Annotated in this window: 15 protein-coding genes; 7 read left to right on the forward strand and 8 right to left on the reverse strand. The window is 59.1% G+C overall.

Annotated elements, in window-relative coordinates; translation table 11 throughout:
- Window positions 1-6: 6 nt before the first annotated feature.
- The 6 genes from FDP08_RS04090 to FDP08_RS04115 form a co-directional block, all read right to left on the reverse strand.
- The gene (locus FDP08_RS04090) at window positions 7-195 is read right to left on the reverse strand and encodes a Trm112 family protein (RefSeq protein WP_137434745.1); all 189 of its coding nucleotides are present in this window, start codon (window positions 193-195) and stop codon (window positions 7-9) included.
- Entirely contained in the window at window positions 188-1216 is a 1029-nt protein-coding gene (gene lpxK / locus FDP08_RS04095; protein WP_137434746.1) for a tetraacyldisaccharide 4'-kinase, read from the reverse strand. The genes FDP08_RS04090 and lpxK overlap by 8 nt, the downstream gene beginning before the upstream one ends.
- Window positions 1213-2988: a lipid A export permease/ATP-binding protein MsbA gene (gene msbA, locus FDP08_RS04100; RefSeq protein ID WP_137434747.1), complete on the reverse strand. Its 1776-nt coding sequence runs from the start codon at window positions 2986-2988 to the stop codon at window positions 1213-1215. The genes lpxK and msbA overlap by 4 nt, the downstream gene beginning before the upstream one ends.
- Window positions 2985-3407: an ExbD/TolR family protein gene (locus tag FDP08_RS04105; protein ID WP_137434748.1), complete on the reverse strand. Its 423-nt coding sequence runs from the start codon at window positions 3405-3407 to the stop codon at window positions 2985-2987. Before FDP08_RS04105 ends, msbA begins: the two co-directional genes overlap by 4 nt.
- Before the next feature lie 5 nt (window positions 3408-3412).
- A complete protein-coding gene (locus FDP08_RS04110) occupies window positions 3413-4039 on the reverse strand; it encodes a MotA/TolQ/ExbB proton channel family protein (RefSeq protein ID WP_137434749.1) in 627 nt (208 codons plus the stop codon).
- A 94-nt stretch (window positions 4040-4133) separates the two neighbouring features.
- Window positions 4134-6530, reverse strand: a complete 2397-nt coding sequence (locus FDP08_RS04115; protein WP_137434750.1) for a DNA internalization-related competence protein ComEC/Rec2 — start codon at window positions 6528-6530, stop codon at window positions 4134-4136.
- A 95-nt stretch (window positions 6531-6625) separates the two neighbouring features.
- Here FDP08_RS04115 and FDP08_RS04120 point away from each other — a divergent pair, with 95 nt between their 5' ends.
- The gene (locus tag FDP08_RS04120; protein ID WP_137434751.1) at window positions 6626-7201 is read left to right on the forward strand and encodes a DUF2062 domain-containing protein; all 576 of its coding nucleotides are present in this window, start codon (window positions 6626-6628) and stop codon (window positions 7199-7201) included.
- Here the strand turns inward: FDP08_RS04120 and FDP08_RS04125 are convergent.
- Both FDP08_RS04125 and FDP08_RS04130 read right to left on the reverse strand, forming a co-directional pair.
- Window positions 7189-7899, reverse strand: a complete 711-nt coding sequence (locus tag FDP08_RS04125) for an ABC transporter ATP-binding protein (RefSeq protein ID WP_137434752.1) — start codon at window positions 7897-7899, stop codon at window positions 7189-7191. The two genes, FDP08_RS04120 and FDP08_RS04125, sit on opposite strands and share 13 nt — an antisense overlap.
- Window positions 7892-9133 carry a lipoprotein-releasing ABC transporter permease subunit gene (locus FDP08_RS04130; protein WP_137434753.1) on the reverse strand — a complete coding sequence of 414 codons (1242 nt, stop codon included), beginning with the start codon at window positions 9131-9133 and terminating at the stop codon, window positions 7892-7894. The genes FDP08_RS04125 and FDP08_RS04130 overlap by 8 nt, the downstream gene beginning before the upstream one ends.
- A gap of 114 nt (window positions 9134-9247) precedes the next feature.
- Here FDP08_RS04130 and FDP08_RS04135 point away from each other — a divergent pair, with 114 nt between their 5' ends.
- The 6 genes from FDP08_RS04135 (at window position 9248) to trxB (ending at window position 14178) form a co-directional block, all read left to right on the forward strand.
- Window positions 9248-9835: a PilZ domain-containing protein gene (locus tag FDP08_RS04135; RefSeq protein ID WP_137434754.1), complete on the forward strand. Its 588-nt coding sequence runs from the start codon at window positions 9248-9250 to the stop codon at window positions 9833-9835.
- Window positions 9836-9927: 92 nt separating this feature from the next.
- Window positions 9928-10236, forward strand: a complete 309-nt coding sequence (locus FDP08_RS04140; RefSeq protein ID WP_137434755.1) for a hypothetical protein — start codon at window positions 9928-9930, stop codon at window positions 10234-10236.
- A gap of 96 nt (window positions 10237-10332) precedes the next feature.
- Window positions 10333-11367: an agmatine deiminase family protein gene (locus tag FDP08_RS04145; protein ID WP_137437216.1), complete on the forward strand. Its 1035-nt coding sequence runs from the start codon at window positions 10333-10335 to the stop codon at window positions 11365-11367.
- Entirely contained in the window at window positions 11364-12287 is a 924-nt protein-coding gene (locus FDP08_RS04150) for a carbon-nitrogen hydrolase (RefSeq protein WP_137434756.1), read from the forward strand. Before FDP08_RS04145 ends, FDP08_RS04150 begins: the two co-directional genes overlap by 4 nt.
- A 7-nt stretch (window positions 12288-12294) precedes the next feature.
- Window positions 12295-13206, forward strand: coding sequence for an AAA family ATPase (locus FDP08_RS04155; protein WP_137434757.1), 912 nt, complete (start codon window positions 12295-12297; stop codon window positions 13204-13206).
- 21 nt (window positions 13207-13227) lie between these two features.
- Entirely contained in the window at window positions 13228-14178 is a 951-nt protein-coding gene (gene trxB, locus FDP08_RS04160; RefSeq protein WP_137434758.1) for a thioredoxin-disulfide reductase, read from the forward strand.
- Window positions 14179-14296 lie beyond the last annotated feature (118 nt).

Below are 14296 nucleotides of genomic sequence, written 5' to 3' on the forward strand. Positions count from 1 at the left end.
TTCCTGTCAGTGTTTATCCAGACGCTCATCGGTGGTCAGAGTGCGAGCCTCGGTTGCGAGCATGACCGGTATACCTTCACGAATCGGAAAGGCCATTGCATCCTGGTAGCAGAGCAGTTCGGTCTTGTCCTCGTTGAGCTTGAGGTCCCCTTTGCAAACCGGGCAAGCCAGCAGGGCCATCAGTTTCTTATCCATGGTGTGTTCTCACAGTTTCGTTGGAATCCAGTGATTGACGACAGTGATTGACGCTGGCCATAAACGCCTCCCTGAACGACTCCGGAAGCCCGGCTTTTACGGCCAGCACCCAGCTGTTCTCCGGCGCAAAATCCCGGCATTTGACCGCATCCTTCGCCGTCATCACCAGCCACTCCCCCTCTTCGGAAAGCAGATCTTCAGGCGTAAAGCGGTGATGATCCGGCAAGGCACGGGGCCGGACCTGCGCTCCCAATTGCCTTAGTGTATCGAAAAACCGCTGCGGGTTGCCGATCCCTGCTATCGCCCTCACCGGCTGCCCCCGGAGACATTGCGGAGAAAGGACGTCCCCGGTCACCAGATTGCGTAGCTCCGTTGGGGCCAGGGTCATGGTGAACTGGTGGTCGTGGTTAATCTCATCGAGGCGGCCACCATTGGTGACCACAAAATCGACCGAGGCCAGCCTTTCGAGGGGCTCGCGCAGCGGGCCTACGGGAATCAGGGCGCCATTACCAAGGCCCCGGGCAGCGTCGAACACCGCCAGCTCAATGTCTCTGGGCAGCCTGTAGTGCTGGAGCCCGTCATCACACACAAGGATGTTACCCAGTTTCCGGTCCAGGGCCCATAGGGCGCCGCGCTTACGATCCGGATCGACCACCACCGGGCAACCGGATTCCGCGGCCAGCATCACCGGTTCGTCGCCTGCCTTATCGGGGCCCGTTTCCGGGGTAACCAGCAAAGGATAGTGGCCGGCCTTGCCACCATAGCCCCTGCTCAGGATCACCGGTTGCCAACCATGTTCCCGCAGCAGCCCGATAAGGGCCGCGGTCAACGGTGATTTACCGGTGCCGCCGGCGGTTATGTTGCCTACCACCACAACCGGGACCGGAATGCGCTCGTCCCTGGCCTGCCAAGCCCGGCGCCTCCGGCTTTCGGCAATGGCCCGATAAAGCCATGCAAACGGATACAGTGGCCACAGGGGGCGCTTGCCGCCATACCACAGCCGATCCACCAGCGTGGTCATGCCTGCTCGCTGAACTGCATCTGATGAAGTTGGGCGTAGGCACCGCCCTGGGCTAGCAGTTCGTCATGCCGCCCGGATTCGATGATCCTGCCACCGTCCATCACCAGGATGCGATCTGCTTTCTCAATGGTGGAAAGGCGGTGGGCAATAACCAGTGTTGTCCTGCCTTTCATAACGGTTTCCAGGGCGTCCTGGATGTGGCGTTCAGATTCGGTATCGAGCGCCGAGGTGGCCTCGTCGAGAATCAGCACCGGTGCATCCTTGAGCAGCGCCCGGGCAATGGCCAGGCGCTGGCGCTGGCCGCCGGACAGCATCACGCCATTATCGCCAATCATGGTGTCCAGACCTTCCGGCATGTCCTCAATAAATTCCATCGCATGGGCTTTGCTGGCCGCGTCGATAATCTGCTCCCGGCTATGGTGGCGTAGCGCACCGTAAGCAATATTGGCGGCGACGGTGTCGTTAAACAGCACCACATTCTGGGTAACCAGTGCGATCTGGGCGCGCAATGCTTCCAGGGTGAATTCCTTCAGCGAGTGCCCGTCCAACCGGATATCGCCGCCGGTGTATTCGTAGAATCGCGGAAGCAGGCTGACCATGGTCGATTTACCGCTCCCGGAGCGTCCAACCAGCGCCACACTCTGACCAGCCGGGATACTCAGCGAAATGCCTTTAAGAACGTCTTCAAGCTGATTGCGGTAGCGGAAACAAACGTTGTCGAACTCGATGTTGCCATCAACCCGCTCAGGGGCATAGGTGCCTGGATCCTCCTCCGGCTCTTCGTCCATGGTGCCAAACACGTCATGGGCAGCAGCCACACCCTTCTGGATCTTGGCGTGGACAGAGGTAACCTGCCGTATGGGTTTGGCCATGGTGGTTGCTGCGGTAATAAACGCAACCAGCTCACCTGTGCTCATATTTCCGCGGATTTCGGGGGCGAGCATAAACCACACCAGTGAGGCGATGGCAATCGCCACCAGCACCTGGATGACGGGCACACTGATAGCCTGGGTCGAGGCCATTTTCAGGCTCTGCTCCAGGTTCTTTTCGCTCACCTTGCGGAAGCGGTCCCGCTCATAGTGCTCACCACCGAAGGTGCGAACCACCCGGTAGCCGCTGATGGATTCCGACGCCACGTGGGTAATGTCGCCCATGGAGCCCTGAATCCGCTTGCTGATCTTGCGGAACCGCTTGCTGGCATAACTGACCACCAGGGCAATCAATGGCCCTACTGCGAGGAACACCAGCGTCAGCTTCCAGTTGGTATAGATCATGAAACCCAGCAAACCAACGATTGTCAGCCCTTCCCGGAGGGTAATGGTGACGGCATTCGTGGTGGCTTCCGCAACCTGCTCCACGTTGAAGGTAAGCTTGGATACGAGCCGGCCAGAGGCATTCTCGTCGAAATAGCGGGAGGGCAGGTTCAGCAGCCGATCGAACACCTGCTTGCGCAGGGCATTGATAACCTGCCTGCCGACATAGCTGATGAAATACTGGCTCATGAAGGTGCCCACACCACGAAAGGCAAATACCGCCACGATCAGAATGGTCAACTGAATGCGGTTTTCGTCAGTGGGGTTCTCCAGCGCGGTGATCACGTATTCCATGGCGGCTGCCATACCGGTGGAGGCAGCCGCATAAATAACGTTGCCCACCACGGCAAGGGAAAAAGCCAGCCAAAAAGGCTTCACATAAGCCAGCAGGCGCTTGTAGGTTGCCCAGTTTGATGCCGACTGCTGAACCCGATCCGCTGTCGAAGTGGATTCGCTCACTGCCCTTCCGCCTCACGCTCGGTGGTGATGCTGAGTTTGGCAAAGCCAAGACGACCGGCAACGTCCATGGCACGAACCACGAATTCGTGGGGCGTACGGGCGTCAGCGGTAATGATAAATGGCAACGACGCATCGCCACCGGCCAGTTCACTGACCGCACGCTCCAGGGTTTCCCGCCGGTTGTTGACCAGGGTCCGGTCGTTGAGGATGTACTGCCCCTCGGCGTTGATCACCACATCAATCAGCTGTGCTTCCGATTCTGACCGTTCACCATTGGCTTCAGGCAGTTCGATATTGAGATGGCTTTCACGGGTGAAGGTGGTGGAAACCATAAAGAATATCAGCAGCAGGAAGACCACATCGATCAGTGGCGTCAGGTCAACCCCGACTTCCTGACTTCTCTGGCGCTTGAACTTCACGGTGTTCAGGCTCCTTCCACGTCGATTTCACGGTCGCCGTGCACTACCTCGACCAGCTTGATGGCCTCCTGCTCCATACCCACGACCAGTTCATCAACACGGCGGATAAAATAGCGGTGACAGATGAGCGCGGGGATAGCCACGCTAAGGCCCGAGGCCGTGGTAATAAGCGCTTCGGAAATACCACCGGCGAGGTTGCCGGCATCACCGACACCGGCGAGCTGGATCTCAGCGAACACTTTGATCATGCCGATAACCGTACCGAGCAGGCCCAGTAACGGAGTGATGGTCGCGACCGTGCCCAGCGGGTTGAGGAAGCGTTCCAGATCGTGGATGACCTGGCTGGCCTCATGCTCAATGCTTTCTTTCATGATCTCACGACCATGCTTGGCATTCATCAGGCCGCCTGCAAGGATGCGGCCCAGGGGAGAAGAGGCCTGCAGGGCCTTGAGCTTGCGTCCATTAAGCTCTTTTTTCTTGATCCACCGCCACAACTCGTTAATGGTGTGCTGCGGCGTCACCCTGGACGGTCTGAGAGTCCAGAAACGCTCAAGAATGATGGCAAGGGCAAGTATTGAACAGGCAAGAATCGGCACCATGAGGATGCCACCGGCTTTCAAAAGCTCGAACACGCTTGGGACTCCCTGATTGTTAGCAAGCCGCGCTACTTTAGCATAGCTACCGGCGTAGGCCACACCCGGAATGTCACGGTTTTTATACGGGACATCAGCGGCTTTCCGGTTTGCGGATCCAGAACGGCGTCTCTGCCCTCGCCTCGGTTACCGACATCCCGCCCGGCTGCCATACAAGACGCAAGGCACCAGAGGTGGCTGTGTTCAGTATGTGGCTGCCAGCAGAGAGATACCGGCCCACCACATCCGGGTGAGGATGTCCGAAGCGGTGCCGGTAACCCGCGCTGAACACCACAAGATCCGGCGCCATCTGTTCTACCCATTGCCGGGACGACGAGGTTTTACTGCCATGGTGGGGCGCCAGCACAACACGGAATCCGGGTGCTTCCTGCGCTCGACCTGCGATGAACCTGCTCTCTGTCCGCCGGGTAATGTCCCCGGGCAGCACCACCTCTGCGGCCGATGACGCAGACCGGATGGTCAGCACGCAGGAGGCATCGTTGCTATCTACCTTCTGGCCGCTGCCAGCCTCACCGGGGCTGCGCCAGAAGGAAATGTCCAGGCTACCCATGGCCTGGCTACCGCGTTGAGCACAGGGTTGCACCGTCGCCCCGGAACCACGAGGCAGCATGCCTGCAACCCGCTCGGGCTCTCCGGTGACCACCTGCCCTACACCAAAGCTTTCAAACAACAGAGGCAATCCGCCGGCATGGTCGCCATCGCCATGACTGATTACCAGGGTATCGATGTGCCGGACGCCCAGTTCTCTGAGATTGGGGATCAACACTGAATCAACCGCGGAATAAACGCCTTTCAGCGCAGGGCCGGTATCGTAAACCAGCACCTGGCGCTGGTCCCGCACCATCACGGAAAGCCCCTGCCCCACATCCCACACCCAGAGTTCCGGATTGTCTACCGGCGTATTCTGGGCACCGCCGGACGACCCCGGGACCAACGCCCCTGTTATCCATACAACAACCACGCAAACCGTTGCCAGGCGAAAACCACGAAATGGCACCAGCAATGCCACCATTACCACAACCGCCAGCAGCAGAAGCGTCGGTACGCCCGGGGTGGGCATGGTAACGTCCACATTGGAGAGCCACACCAACCCCTCCCAAAGCACACCGAGCACCAGGTCAAACGCATTGATTACGATGCCGTCAGCCACAGGGGAAACCACCATGACCAGCGCCCCGAGCACCAGAACCGGCATAACCACAAGCGATACCCAGGGTATCGCAAACAGGTTGGCCACAAAGCCAATCACCACTTGTGACTGGCCAAGAACCGCCAGAATTGGCCATAGCGCAGCAAACACAGCGAATTGAGCCAGCAACAGCCCCTGAAGCCACCCTGCCTGTCGCAATCGCAGGCTGAACAACACCACAAGAACGGAAACCGCACCAAAGGAAAGCCAGAAACCCTGGTCCAGGGGTGAAAACGGATCGCTCAGCAACACCACAACCAGTGCGCCCAGCAACCCTGTGAATGCTCCGGTCTTGCGTGCCCCCAACAGCACCCAACCGGCGATAACGACCATGATCAGCGCCCGCCGTGTGGGCACGGAAAAACCGGCCGCAAGCGCATAAGCAAGGCTGCCAAGGGCCACGCAGAGAAAGACCAGTCCTCGAAGTCTGCCCGGCGATATCCGGCCCTGTGGCAGGCAGAGCAATAATCGCCGGCAGAAGAAACCGGCGCCAGCGGCAATCAGACCGAGGTGCAGGCCCGAAATAGCCACCAGATGAATGGTACCGGTCGCTTTGAGGACATCCCAGTGCGTGGGCTCCATATGTCCGCGGTAGCCGATCATCAGGGAGGCTACAAGCGGGAAATGCCGGGCACCGGACAGCCGTTCCGAGACCGCGTGCACAAGGCTGTTGCGCCAGCCGTGGTATTGGCAGCGGAGCGGACAGTCAGAGAGGCTGTCCGGAACCAGGTCACGAACGGTGCCGGTGGCGCCGAATCCCTTTCGATACAACCAGGATTCGTAGCGAAAGCCCTCGGGATTCACCGAGCCATGGGGGCGTTTGAGAACCACTTTGAGCCTGAGCCGTTGGGAAAGGCTGGTTGTTGCGGCCTCGCCATACCAGGCAAGACGCAGTTTCTGTGGCAGCCCTGGCGAATCCGAAGCATTGGAATACTCCGGCAGGTGCCATCGATCGACACAGAATGCAAAACGGACACTGTTGAAACTGCCTGTGGAGGGAACGTCACAGAGATAACCAGACACCTCCAGAATCTCGCCCTCCAGACTGGCGGGAAGCGTGCCTTGTTGGCGGACATCGGCCTGCCAACCGGCCCACAGCATGCCGGAAAGAGCGCCTGCGACCAACATTGCCCCGACCCTGTGTAGTGGCGAAGTGGCCACCAGCAACGTCAGAAACGGGATTACCATCGCAGAAATCAGCCAGTGCAGAGGTGGCAAGAGCGCAAGGCTATACAGTAAGATAACGCCGCAGGCGAAGCCCGCGAGGCCAATCCTGGCCATAAAACTTCCGGACAATCCTTGTCCCCCTGATAGTTGGTCCTCTCCGGGCGCTGCGTATTCCCGGAACCATGATCCTGAGCAGGCAGAACTTCCCGATGCCAAAGAAGTTCATGAAACGATACCTACCGTCGCCGGAAAAGGTGCGCGCGATCGAATCGCTGCACTTTCTGGGCGATATACTTCATGAACCCAACCTGTGGCACATCAACCGGCATAGTGTTGCCCGCGCTTTCCTGGTGGGCATCTTCCTGGCCATTATTCCCATGCCCTTCCAGATGCTCGCAGCCGCTTTGTTTGCCATCTGGTTCAATGCCAACCTGCCGCTTTCCGTTGTACTGGTGTGGATAAGCAACCCGGTAACCATGCCCCCCATGTTCTATTTCAACTACAAGGTCGGGGCCTGGATTCTCGACCGGCCGGTGCTGAATTTCGAATTCCAGCTGTCCTGGTCCTGGCTCAGTGGGCGGCTGCTGGACATCGGCATCCCCCTGTATCTGGGGTCACTTCTGGTAGCCACCCTGTCGGCGTGCCTGGCTTACCTCATCATCCAGTTCCTTTGGCGTCGCAAGGTTCGCTCTGACTGGCAGGACCGCAGATCGGTACGCATCCGCCATCGACGGCTGGCAAGGCAGGCCCGGCGACAGCGGCACAGCGACAGTCAAAGCTCCTGAAACAGCTCTCCCTGCTCCAGCCGCAACACCCGCCCAAGACTTCTGGCCATCTTCATGTCATGGGTAACCAGCACAAAGGCAATTCCGATCTGATCCCGCAGTGACTCAATGAGGTCACGAATACCCTCACCCGTCTGCTCGTCCAGATTGCCCGTGGGCTCGTCCATCAGCACACACTCAGGCTCATTGACCAGTGCGCGGGCAATGGCAACCCGTTGACGCTCGCCTCCGGACAATTCACCGGGCTTGTGAGCCAGCCGATGACTCAGGCCGACGCGCTCGAGTATGGCGCTTGCCTTAACGGACGACGGCTTTACCCCCAATCCGCCCAGAGCGCAGGGCATCATCACGTTTTCCAGTGCGGAAAACTCGGGAAGCAGATGGTGAAACTGATAGACAAAACCCAGATGACGGTTACGAAAGCGTGCCCGCCCGGCCTCGTTCATGCGGTGGATATCCTGACCGCATATATCGATGTGACCGGAGGAGGGCTTGTCGAGCCCTCCGAGGAGGTTCAGCAAGGTTGTTTTCCCGGCGCCACTGCTGCCAACAATGCCGATGGATTCGCCGGCAGACACCCGCAATGAAATGTCCGAGAAGATAGTGAGCTTGCCGGGGCCTTCGTTATAGGTGCGGGTGACCTTGTCGCAGTCTATTACCAGCGGTTTTTCGCTGTTGATGGTTACTGAATCACTCATAACGCAATGCCTCCGCCGGATCGACGCGAGATGCACGCCACGCCGGATAAATCGTTGCCAGCAGGCTCAGCGCAAGGCCGGCCCCGCTGATAATCCACACATCCTGCCACTGCAGCTGGGAAGGCAGGTAGCTGATGAAGTACACGTCCGCACTGAGGAACTGGTGGCCCATGAAGGCTTCCAGCCAGGCGATGAAACCACTGATGTTGTAGGCGCCAAGCACGCCGAGAGCCGTGCCCACAATCGTACCTGTGATGCCGATAACGGCGCCCTGGACAATAAAGATACGCATGATACGGCCGGGAGTGGCGCCCATGGTGCGCAAAATGGCGATGTCAGCCGTTTTGTCGGTCACCACCATGACCAGGGTGGAGACAATGTTGAAGGCCGCCACCGCAACGATGAACATCAGCAGCAGGCCAATCATGGTTTTTTCCATGCGGATGGCCTGGAACAGGTTGCCGTGGGTGCGGGTCCAGTCGGAGATATAATGGCGGCCACTGAGTTCTGTCGCCACTTCCCTGGCCACGTTCGGGGCCTGGAACAGATCGTCCACCAGCAGGCGCACTCCCTCGGCCTTGCCACCGGTGCGCATGAGCTTGGAGGCGTCATCCATGTGGATCAGGGTGTAGTTGCCATCCAGTTCTGCCCCGACACTGAACACACCCTTGACCGTAAACCGCTTCAGCCGCGGCAACACACCGGCGGGCGTCACGGTGGCTTCCGGCAGAACCACGGTAACCTTGTCACCGATTTGCAGCCGGAGCGCAGACGCCATCAGCTTGCCGATGATAATCCCGAATTCGCCCGACTTCAGATCATCCAGGCCACCTTCGATCATGTGATTTTCAATGATCGATACACTGCGCTCCTGTTCCGGAAGAATGCCATTGAGCATTACTCCGCGGACATCGCCTCCACCGGTCACCATGCCCTGCCCCTGGATATAGGGCGCCGCGGCAATGACCGATGGATGCTGCTCTACCTGGCGATCGACATCTTCCCAGTCCTGAAGCACACCGTTCGCCTGAATGGTGGCATGGGGCACCATGCCCAGAATCCGTTGCTTGAGTTCGCGGTCAAAGCCGTTCATCACCGACAGAACGATGATCAGCACGGCAACGCCGAGCATCAGGCCGATCATGGAAGTGAGTGATATGAATGAAATAAAGTGGTTACGTCGTTTGGCCGCGGTGTACCGCAGACCAACATACAGTGATAAGGGTCTGAACATTGGGAGGAGCCTGTCGCTACCTTCTGGTCTGTCGAAAATCCTGCCCCGATACGGAGCGGCAGGAAGCTGCTAAACTTTTATCAGGAAACAATAATACCGCGTTATGGAGCCCCGATGCCTGCAACGACACCCGACAATAACCCGGCAGAGATCCCCTCTGATCGCAGGGACTATTTTCGTATCAGCGATCATATCGGCCTGGAAATCCGCAAGCTCGGCTCCGATGGCGCGAGCAAGGAAAACCCATTTAACGGCAGTCACCTGGAGAGCCTCCGATCCGAATTCAGACGCCTCGATCAGGATGTCCGGGCACAGTTGGCCACCCTGGCGGAGCGAGACCGCCTGCTGACCTCACTCATCAAGTCGCTCAATGGGAAGCTGGATACGCTGGCGCGCATTATGGCCTTTGAGCAAAATCCGTTGCAACCTGAAGACTGGCAAGACGTCACACTCAGCGAAGGCGGCCTGTCATTCCATACCGCAACCAACAGCTTCGTGACAGACGAGATGCTCGCGCTGCGTATGACCCTTCCGCCGGAGCTGTTTCAGCCGGTTGGTATGGCGCGGGTAATCAGTGTTGAGCCGGACGGAAGCGGAGGCGCCAGGGTTCATACGGAGTTTACCGACATTAAGGATGGTGACCGGCAGCAAATTGCCCGCCATGTGATGCGCTGGCAGATTCGGCAACGGCAAAAAGAATAAACTGTCCACAAATCACCGAAACCGCGCTGACTTTTGTTAGTCTTTGTCAGATATTACGTTTTATCAATGTAACGCCAGGGAGTAAGCCACTGATGAAAAAACGCACAATAAAAGCTGTCTGTGCCGCCACCGCCTTCACCGCACTGGCAATCGGACCTCTGACCACGGTTGTTGCCGAAGAAGTCCGTGTTCCGGTGAAGTCACAGGCCGAACGCAGCTCCCAGGCAGACCTGCCCCGCACCGGCATGAGCCAGTCAGGCGTTCGTGATAGCTGGGGAAATCCCCTGCAAATCACGGGGCCTGTGGGCGACCCACCCATTTCCCAGTGGCACTACAACGATTTTGTCGTGTATTTTGAAGGGGACAGGGTCATTCATGCGGTGCTTAAGCCCCGACGTTGAAAAATCGTTCAATTATATCCTGACGCAACCCCTCCTGTTCGTTAGAATGTCGGTTTTTGGATAAAAGGTGTTCGCAACTTGACTTCCAGACCTGTGATGCCCGCAGAGTGGGCACCCCAAAGTGCCGTAATGCTGACCTGGCCCCATCCGGGAACCGACTGGAGCGCCAGCCTCGCCGAGGTGGAACCTGTATTCCTGGACATTGCCCGGGCAGTGCTCCGTTTCGAGCATGTCGTTCTCAGCTGTGAACATGTGGTTCGCCTGCAGGAGCTGGAACGGGAACTCAACGACTATGCGCAGCAGCAGGGGCTGCCTGGGCGAGTTGTTGCGGTACCCGCTCCTGCCAATGACACCTGGGCCCGTGACCATGGCCCCATCGCCATTTTCGGCGTGGATGGCCCTGAATTGCTGGATTTTCGCTTCAACGCCTGGGGCAACAAGTTTCCCTGGGAAAAGGACGACGCCCTCAACCGCCACCTGGCGAATTTCGGCAGTTTTGGCACCACTCAGTTGGTGCCTGTGGAGTTTGTCCTTGAGGGTGGTTCCATCGAATCCGATGGTCAGGGAACGATACTGACCACCAGCGAATGCCTGCTGACTCCGTCCCGTAATCCGTCGATGGACCGCGCATCCATTGAGCACCTGCTAGGGGAAACCCTGGGAGCGGAGCGCATTCTGTGGCTCAACCACGGTTACCTGGCCGGCGACGACACCGACAGCCACATCGACACCCTCGCCCGTTTCTGCGCGGCGGATCATATCTGTTATGTGGCTTGTCCCGATGTCAGCGATGAACACTACAGCGCCCTCGCCGCCATGGAGGAAGACCTGCAACAGTTCCACCAGGCCAACGGCCAGCCTTACAGGCTCACTCCGCTGCCCTGGCCTGACGAGATCCATGGTGACGACGGTGAACGGCTACCGGCTACCTATGCCAATTTCCTGATCATCAATGGGGCTGTTCTGGTGCCGGTCTACGGCGTACCCCAGGATGAAGAGGCACTGGCTATCCTGGCCGGTCTCTTCCCCGAGCGGGAGATGATTCCGGTTAACTGTCGCCCGTTGATCAGGCAACATGGCAGCCTTCATTGCGTCACCATGCAGATCCCCGCAGGAGTTGTGCAGGCATGATCCGTCCCACCCCGGCCGGCGCATTGGCCATTGCCGCTGTTCAGCAAGCGTGCGACGCCAACAAGGACACCAGTCTGGCCAACAGTGAGCGCCTGGTCCGACAGGCCGCGAAAGAGGGCGCGCAACTGGTCGTCTTGCAGGAGCTGCACGCCACCCTGTACTTCTGCCAGACCGAAGACACCTCAGTGTTTGAACTGGCAGAACCCATACCTGGCCCCACCAGTGACCGGCTGTCTGCCCTGGCAGCAGAGCTCGGGATTGTCCTGGTAGGCTCCATATTCGAGCGGCGGATGAACGGCGTCTACCACAACACTGCCGTGGTGTTCGAGCGCGACGGAAGCATTGCCGGTCTGTACCGCAAGATGCATATTCCGGACGACCCGGGCTTTTACGAAAAGTTCTACTTCACGCCCGGCGACGCCAGCTTTAACGATGGCACCAGCGGTTTCACCCCGATCGACACCTCGGTTGGCCGCCTGGGCGTGCTGGTATGCTGGGACCAGTGGTACCCGGAAGCCGCCCGCCTGATGGCCCTGGCCGGCGCTGAAGTACTGATCTACCCCACCGCCATCGGCTGGGATATCACTGATGACCCCGATGAACAGGCCCGCCAGCTCGAGGCCTGGGTGACCGTTCAGCGTGGCCATGCGGTGGCCAACAACCTGCCCGTTATCGCCCCCAACCGCATTGGTACCGAGCCAGACCCCTCCGGACAGTCGGACGGCATCCGCTTCTGGGGCAACAGCTTTATCTGCGGTCCCCAGGGGGAGTTCCTGGCGCGCGCTGACGACCACTCGGAAACCATACTGTCCACGACGATCAACCGCTCACGCAGTGAATCGATTCGACGCATCTGGCCGTATTTCAGAGACCGACGCATCGATGCCTATGGCGACATTCTCAAGCGGGTAAGGGACTGAGCACTGCATGAAGAAACTGACGGATACGGTTATCCGCGAGCTCAACAGTATACTGCTGGGCAAAGATCACCAGGTTCGCCTGTCACTTTGCGGCCTGCTGGCCCGGGGCCACCTGCTGATTGAAGACATCCCCGGAATGGGCAAAACCACCCTGTCTCACGCCCTGGCCAAAGTCATGGGCCTGAGCTACCAGCGCATCCAGTTCACCAACGACCTGCTACCAGCAGACGTGCTCGGCTTCTCCATGTACGACAAGGAAGCCGGTAGCCTGGTGTTCCACCCGGGCCCGATCTTCGCCCAGGTGGTGCTGGCCGACGAAATCAACCGTGCCTCCCCCAGAACCCAGAGCGCACTGCTGGAAGCCATGGAAGAACGGCAGGTATCCATTGAAGGTGAAACGCGGCCATTGCCGCACCCATTTTTTGTGATTGCCACCCAGAACCCCATTGAGCAGGGCGGTACCTACCCGCTACCGGAATCCCAGCTTGACCGCTTTCTGATGCGCATCCGGCTGGGCTACCCCGACCCCCGCGCCGAGCGTGAGTTGCTAGAGGGAGAGGACCGTCGGGCAATGACCGATCGCCTGCAGTCCATCCTCTCCGCAGAGAACCTGCAAACCCTTCAGGACGCCGTCAACCGGGTGACCACCAGCCCCGCGCTGCTGGACTATGTACAACGACTGCTGGATCAGAGCCGCCGCATGCCGGGGCTGCTCTACGGCCTGTCACCCCGCGCCGGCCTTGGGCTGGTGCGCGCCGCCCGGGCCTGGGCTCTGATGGACGGCCGCCATCACGTATTGCCGGATGACATCCAGGCCGTATTTCCCGCAGTTGCAGAACACCGCCTGGAACAGGGAGAATCCGGAAAGAGCGCTGAACGAATCAGGCAACTTCTGACCTCCGTATCTGTCATTGAATAAATCGTTAACGAGAGACCCCCAATGAGCGAAACCAAGCACTCCCGACTGATCATCCTCGGCTCCGGCCCGGCCGGATACACCGCAGCCGTTTATGCGGCCCGCGCCAACCTCAAGCCGACATTGATCACTGGCATCGAGGTGGGTGGACAGCTGACCACCACCACCGACGTAGACAACTGGCCAGGTGATAACGACGGCGTGCAGGGACCGGAACTGATGCAGCGCATGCTCAAACACGCCGAGCGGTTCGAAACCCACGTGGTCTACGACACCATCAACGAAGCCGACCTGCGCAACCGCCCCTTCCGCCTCAAGGGCGATAACGGCGAATACACCTGCGACGCCCTGATCATCGCTACCGGCGCCTCCGCCATGTACCTGGGCCTCGAGTCCGAAGAAAAGTTCAAGGGTCAGGGCGTCTCCGCCTGCGCCACCTGCGACGGCTTCTTCTACAAGAAACAGAAAGTCGCCGTCATCGGTGGCGGCAACACCGCCGTTGAAGAGGCCCTGTACCTCTCAAACATCGCCGACGAGGTCACCCTGGTACACCGCCGCGACAGCCTGCGCGCCGAGAAAATCCTGCAGGACAAACTGTTCGAAAAAGCCGAAAACGGCAACGTCAACATCGTCTGGGACCACACCCTCGACGAAGTCCTCGGCGACGGCACCGGCGTTACCGGCATGCGCATCAAAAGCATGAAAGACGGCTCCACCCAGGACCGCGACCTGGCAGGCGTCTTTATCGCCATCGGCCACAAACCCAACACCGACCTGTTCACCGGCCAGCTGGACATGGAAAACGGCTACATCAAAATCCGCTCCGGCCTCGAAGGCATGGCCACCCAGAGCAGCATCCCCGGCGTCTTCGCCGCCGGCGACGTAGCCGACCACGTTTACCGGCAAGCTGTCACTTCCGCAGGCTTCGGTTGCATGGCAGCTCTGGACGCAGAAAAATTCCTGGATCAGGATTAAGCTGCTGTGAATTCAACAGGAATTTGTGAAGGCAGGTAACTCCCAGTTCGAGGGAGGCCGGGGGCGCCAACCTTCTGGAACTTTGCGGAGCCAGGGATGGCGGAGCTCAAGCGCCACA

Source organism: Marinobacter panjinensis (assembly GCF_005298175.1).
Taxonomy (GTDB): Bacteria; Pseudomonadota; Gammaproteobacteria; order Pseudomonadales; family Oleiphilaceae; genus Marinobacter; species Marinobacter panjinensis.

What these genes read in the sequence shown, in the direction of transcription:
- FDP08_RS04090 (WP_137434745.1), bottom strand. Translation starts at nt 195, where the DNA reads ATGGATAAGAAACTGATGGCCCTGCTGGCTTGCCCGGTTTGCAAAGGG.
- lpxK (WP_137434746.1), bottom strand. Translation starts at nt 1,216, where the DNA reads ATGACCACGCTGGTGGATCGGCTGTGGTATGGCGGCAAGCGCCCCCTG.
- FDP08_RS04115 (WP_137434750.1), bottom strand. Translation starts at nt 6,530, where the DNA reads ATGGCCAGGATTGGCCTCGCGGGCTTCGCCTGCGGCGTTATCTTACTG.
- FDP08_RS04120 (WP_137434751.1), top strand. Translation starts at nt 6,626, where the DNA reads ATGCCAAAGAAGTTCATGAAACGATACCTACCGTCGCCGGAAAAGGTG.
- FDP08_RS04125 (WP_137434752.1), bottom strand. Translation starts at nt 7,899, where the DNA reads ATGAGTGATTCAGTAACCATCAACAGCGAAAAACCGCTGGTAATAGAC.
- FDP08_RS04130 (WP_137434753.1), bottom strand. Translation starts at nt 9,133, where the DNA reads ATGTTCAGACCCTTATCACTGTATGTTGGTCTGCGGTACACCGCGGCC.
- FDP08_RS04135 (WP_137434754.1), top strand. Translation starts at nt 9,248, where the DNA reads ATGCCTGCAACGACACCCGACAATAACCCGGCAGAGATCCCCTCTGAT.
- FDP08_RS04140 (WP_137434755.1), top strand. Translation starts at nt 9,928, where the DNA reads ATGAAAAAACGCACAATAAAAGCTGTCTGTGCCGCCACCGCCTTCACC.
- FDP08_RS04145 (WP_137437216.1), top strand. Translation starts at nt 10,333, where the DNA reads ATGCCCGCAGAGTGGGCACCCCAAAGTGCCGTAATGCTGACCTGGCCC.
- FDP08_RS04150 (WP_137434756.1), top strand. Translation starts at nt 11,364, where the DNA reads ATGATCCGTCCCACCCCGGCCGGCGCATTGGCCATTGCCGCTGTTCAG.
- FDP08_RS04155 (WP_137434757.1), top strand. Translation starts at nt 12,295, where the DNA reads ATGAAGAAACTGACGGATACGGTTATCCGCGAGCTCAACAGTATACTG.
- trxB (WP_137434758.1), top strand. Translation starts at nt 13,228, where the DNA reads ATGAGCGAAACCAAGCACTCCCGACTGATCATCCTCGGCTCCGGCCCG.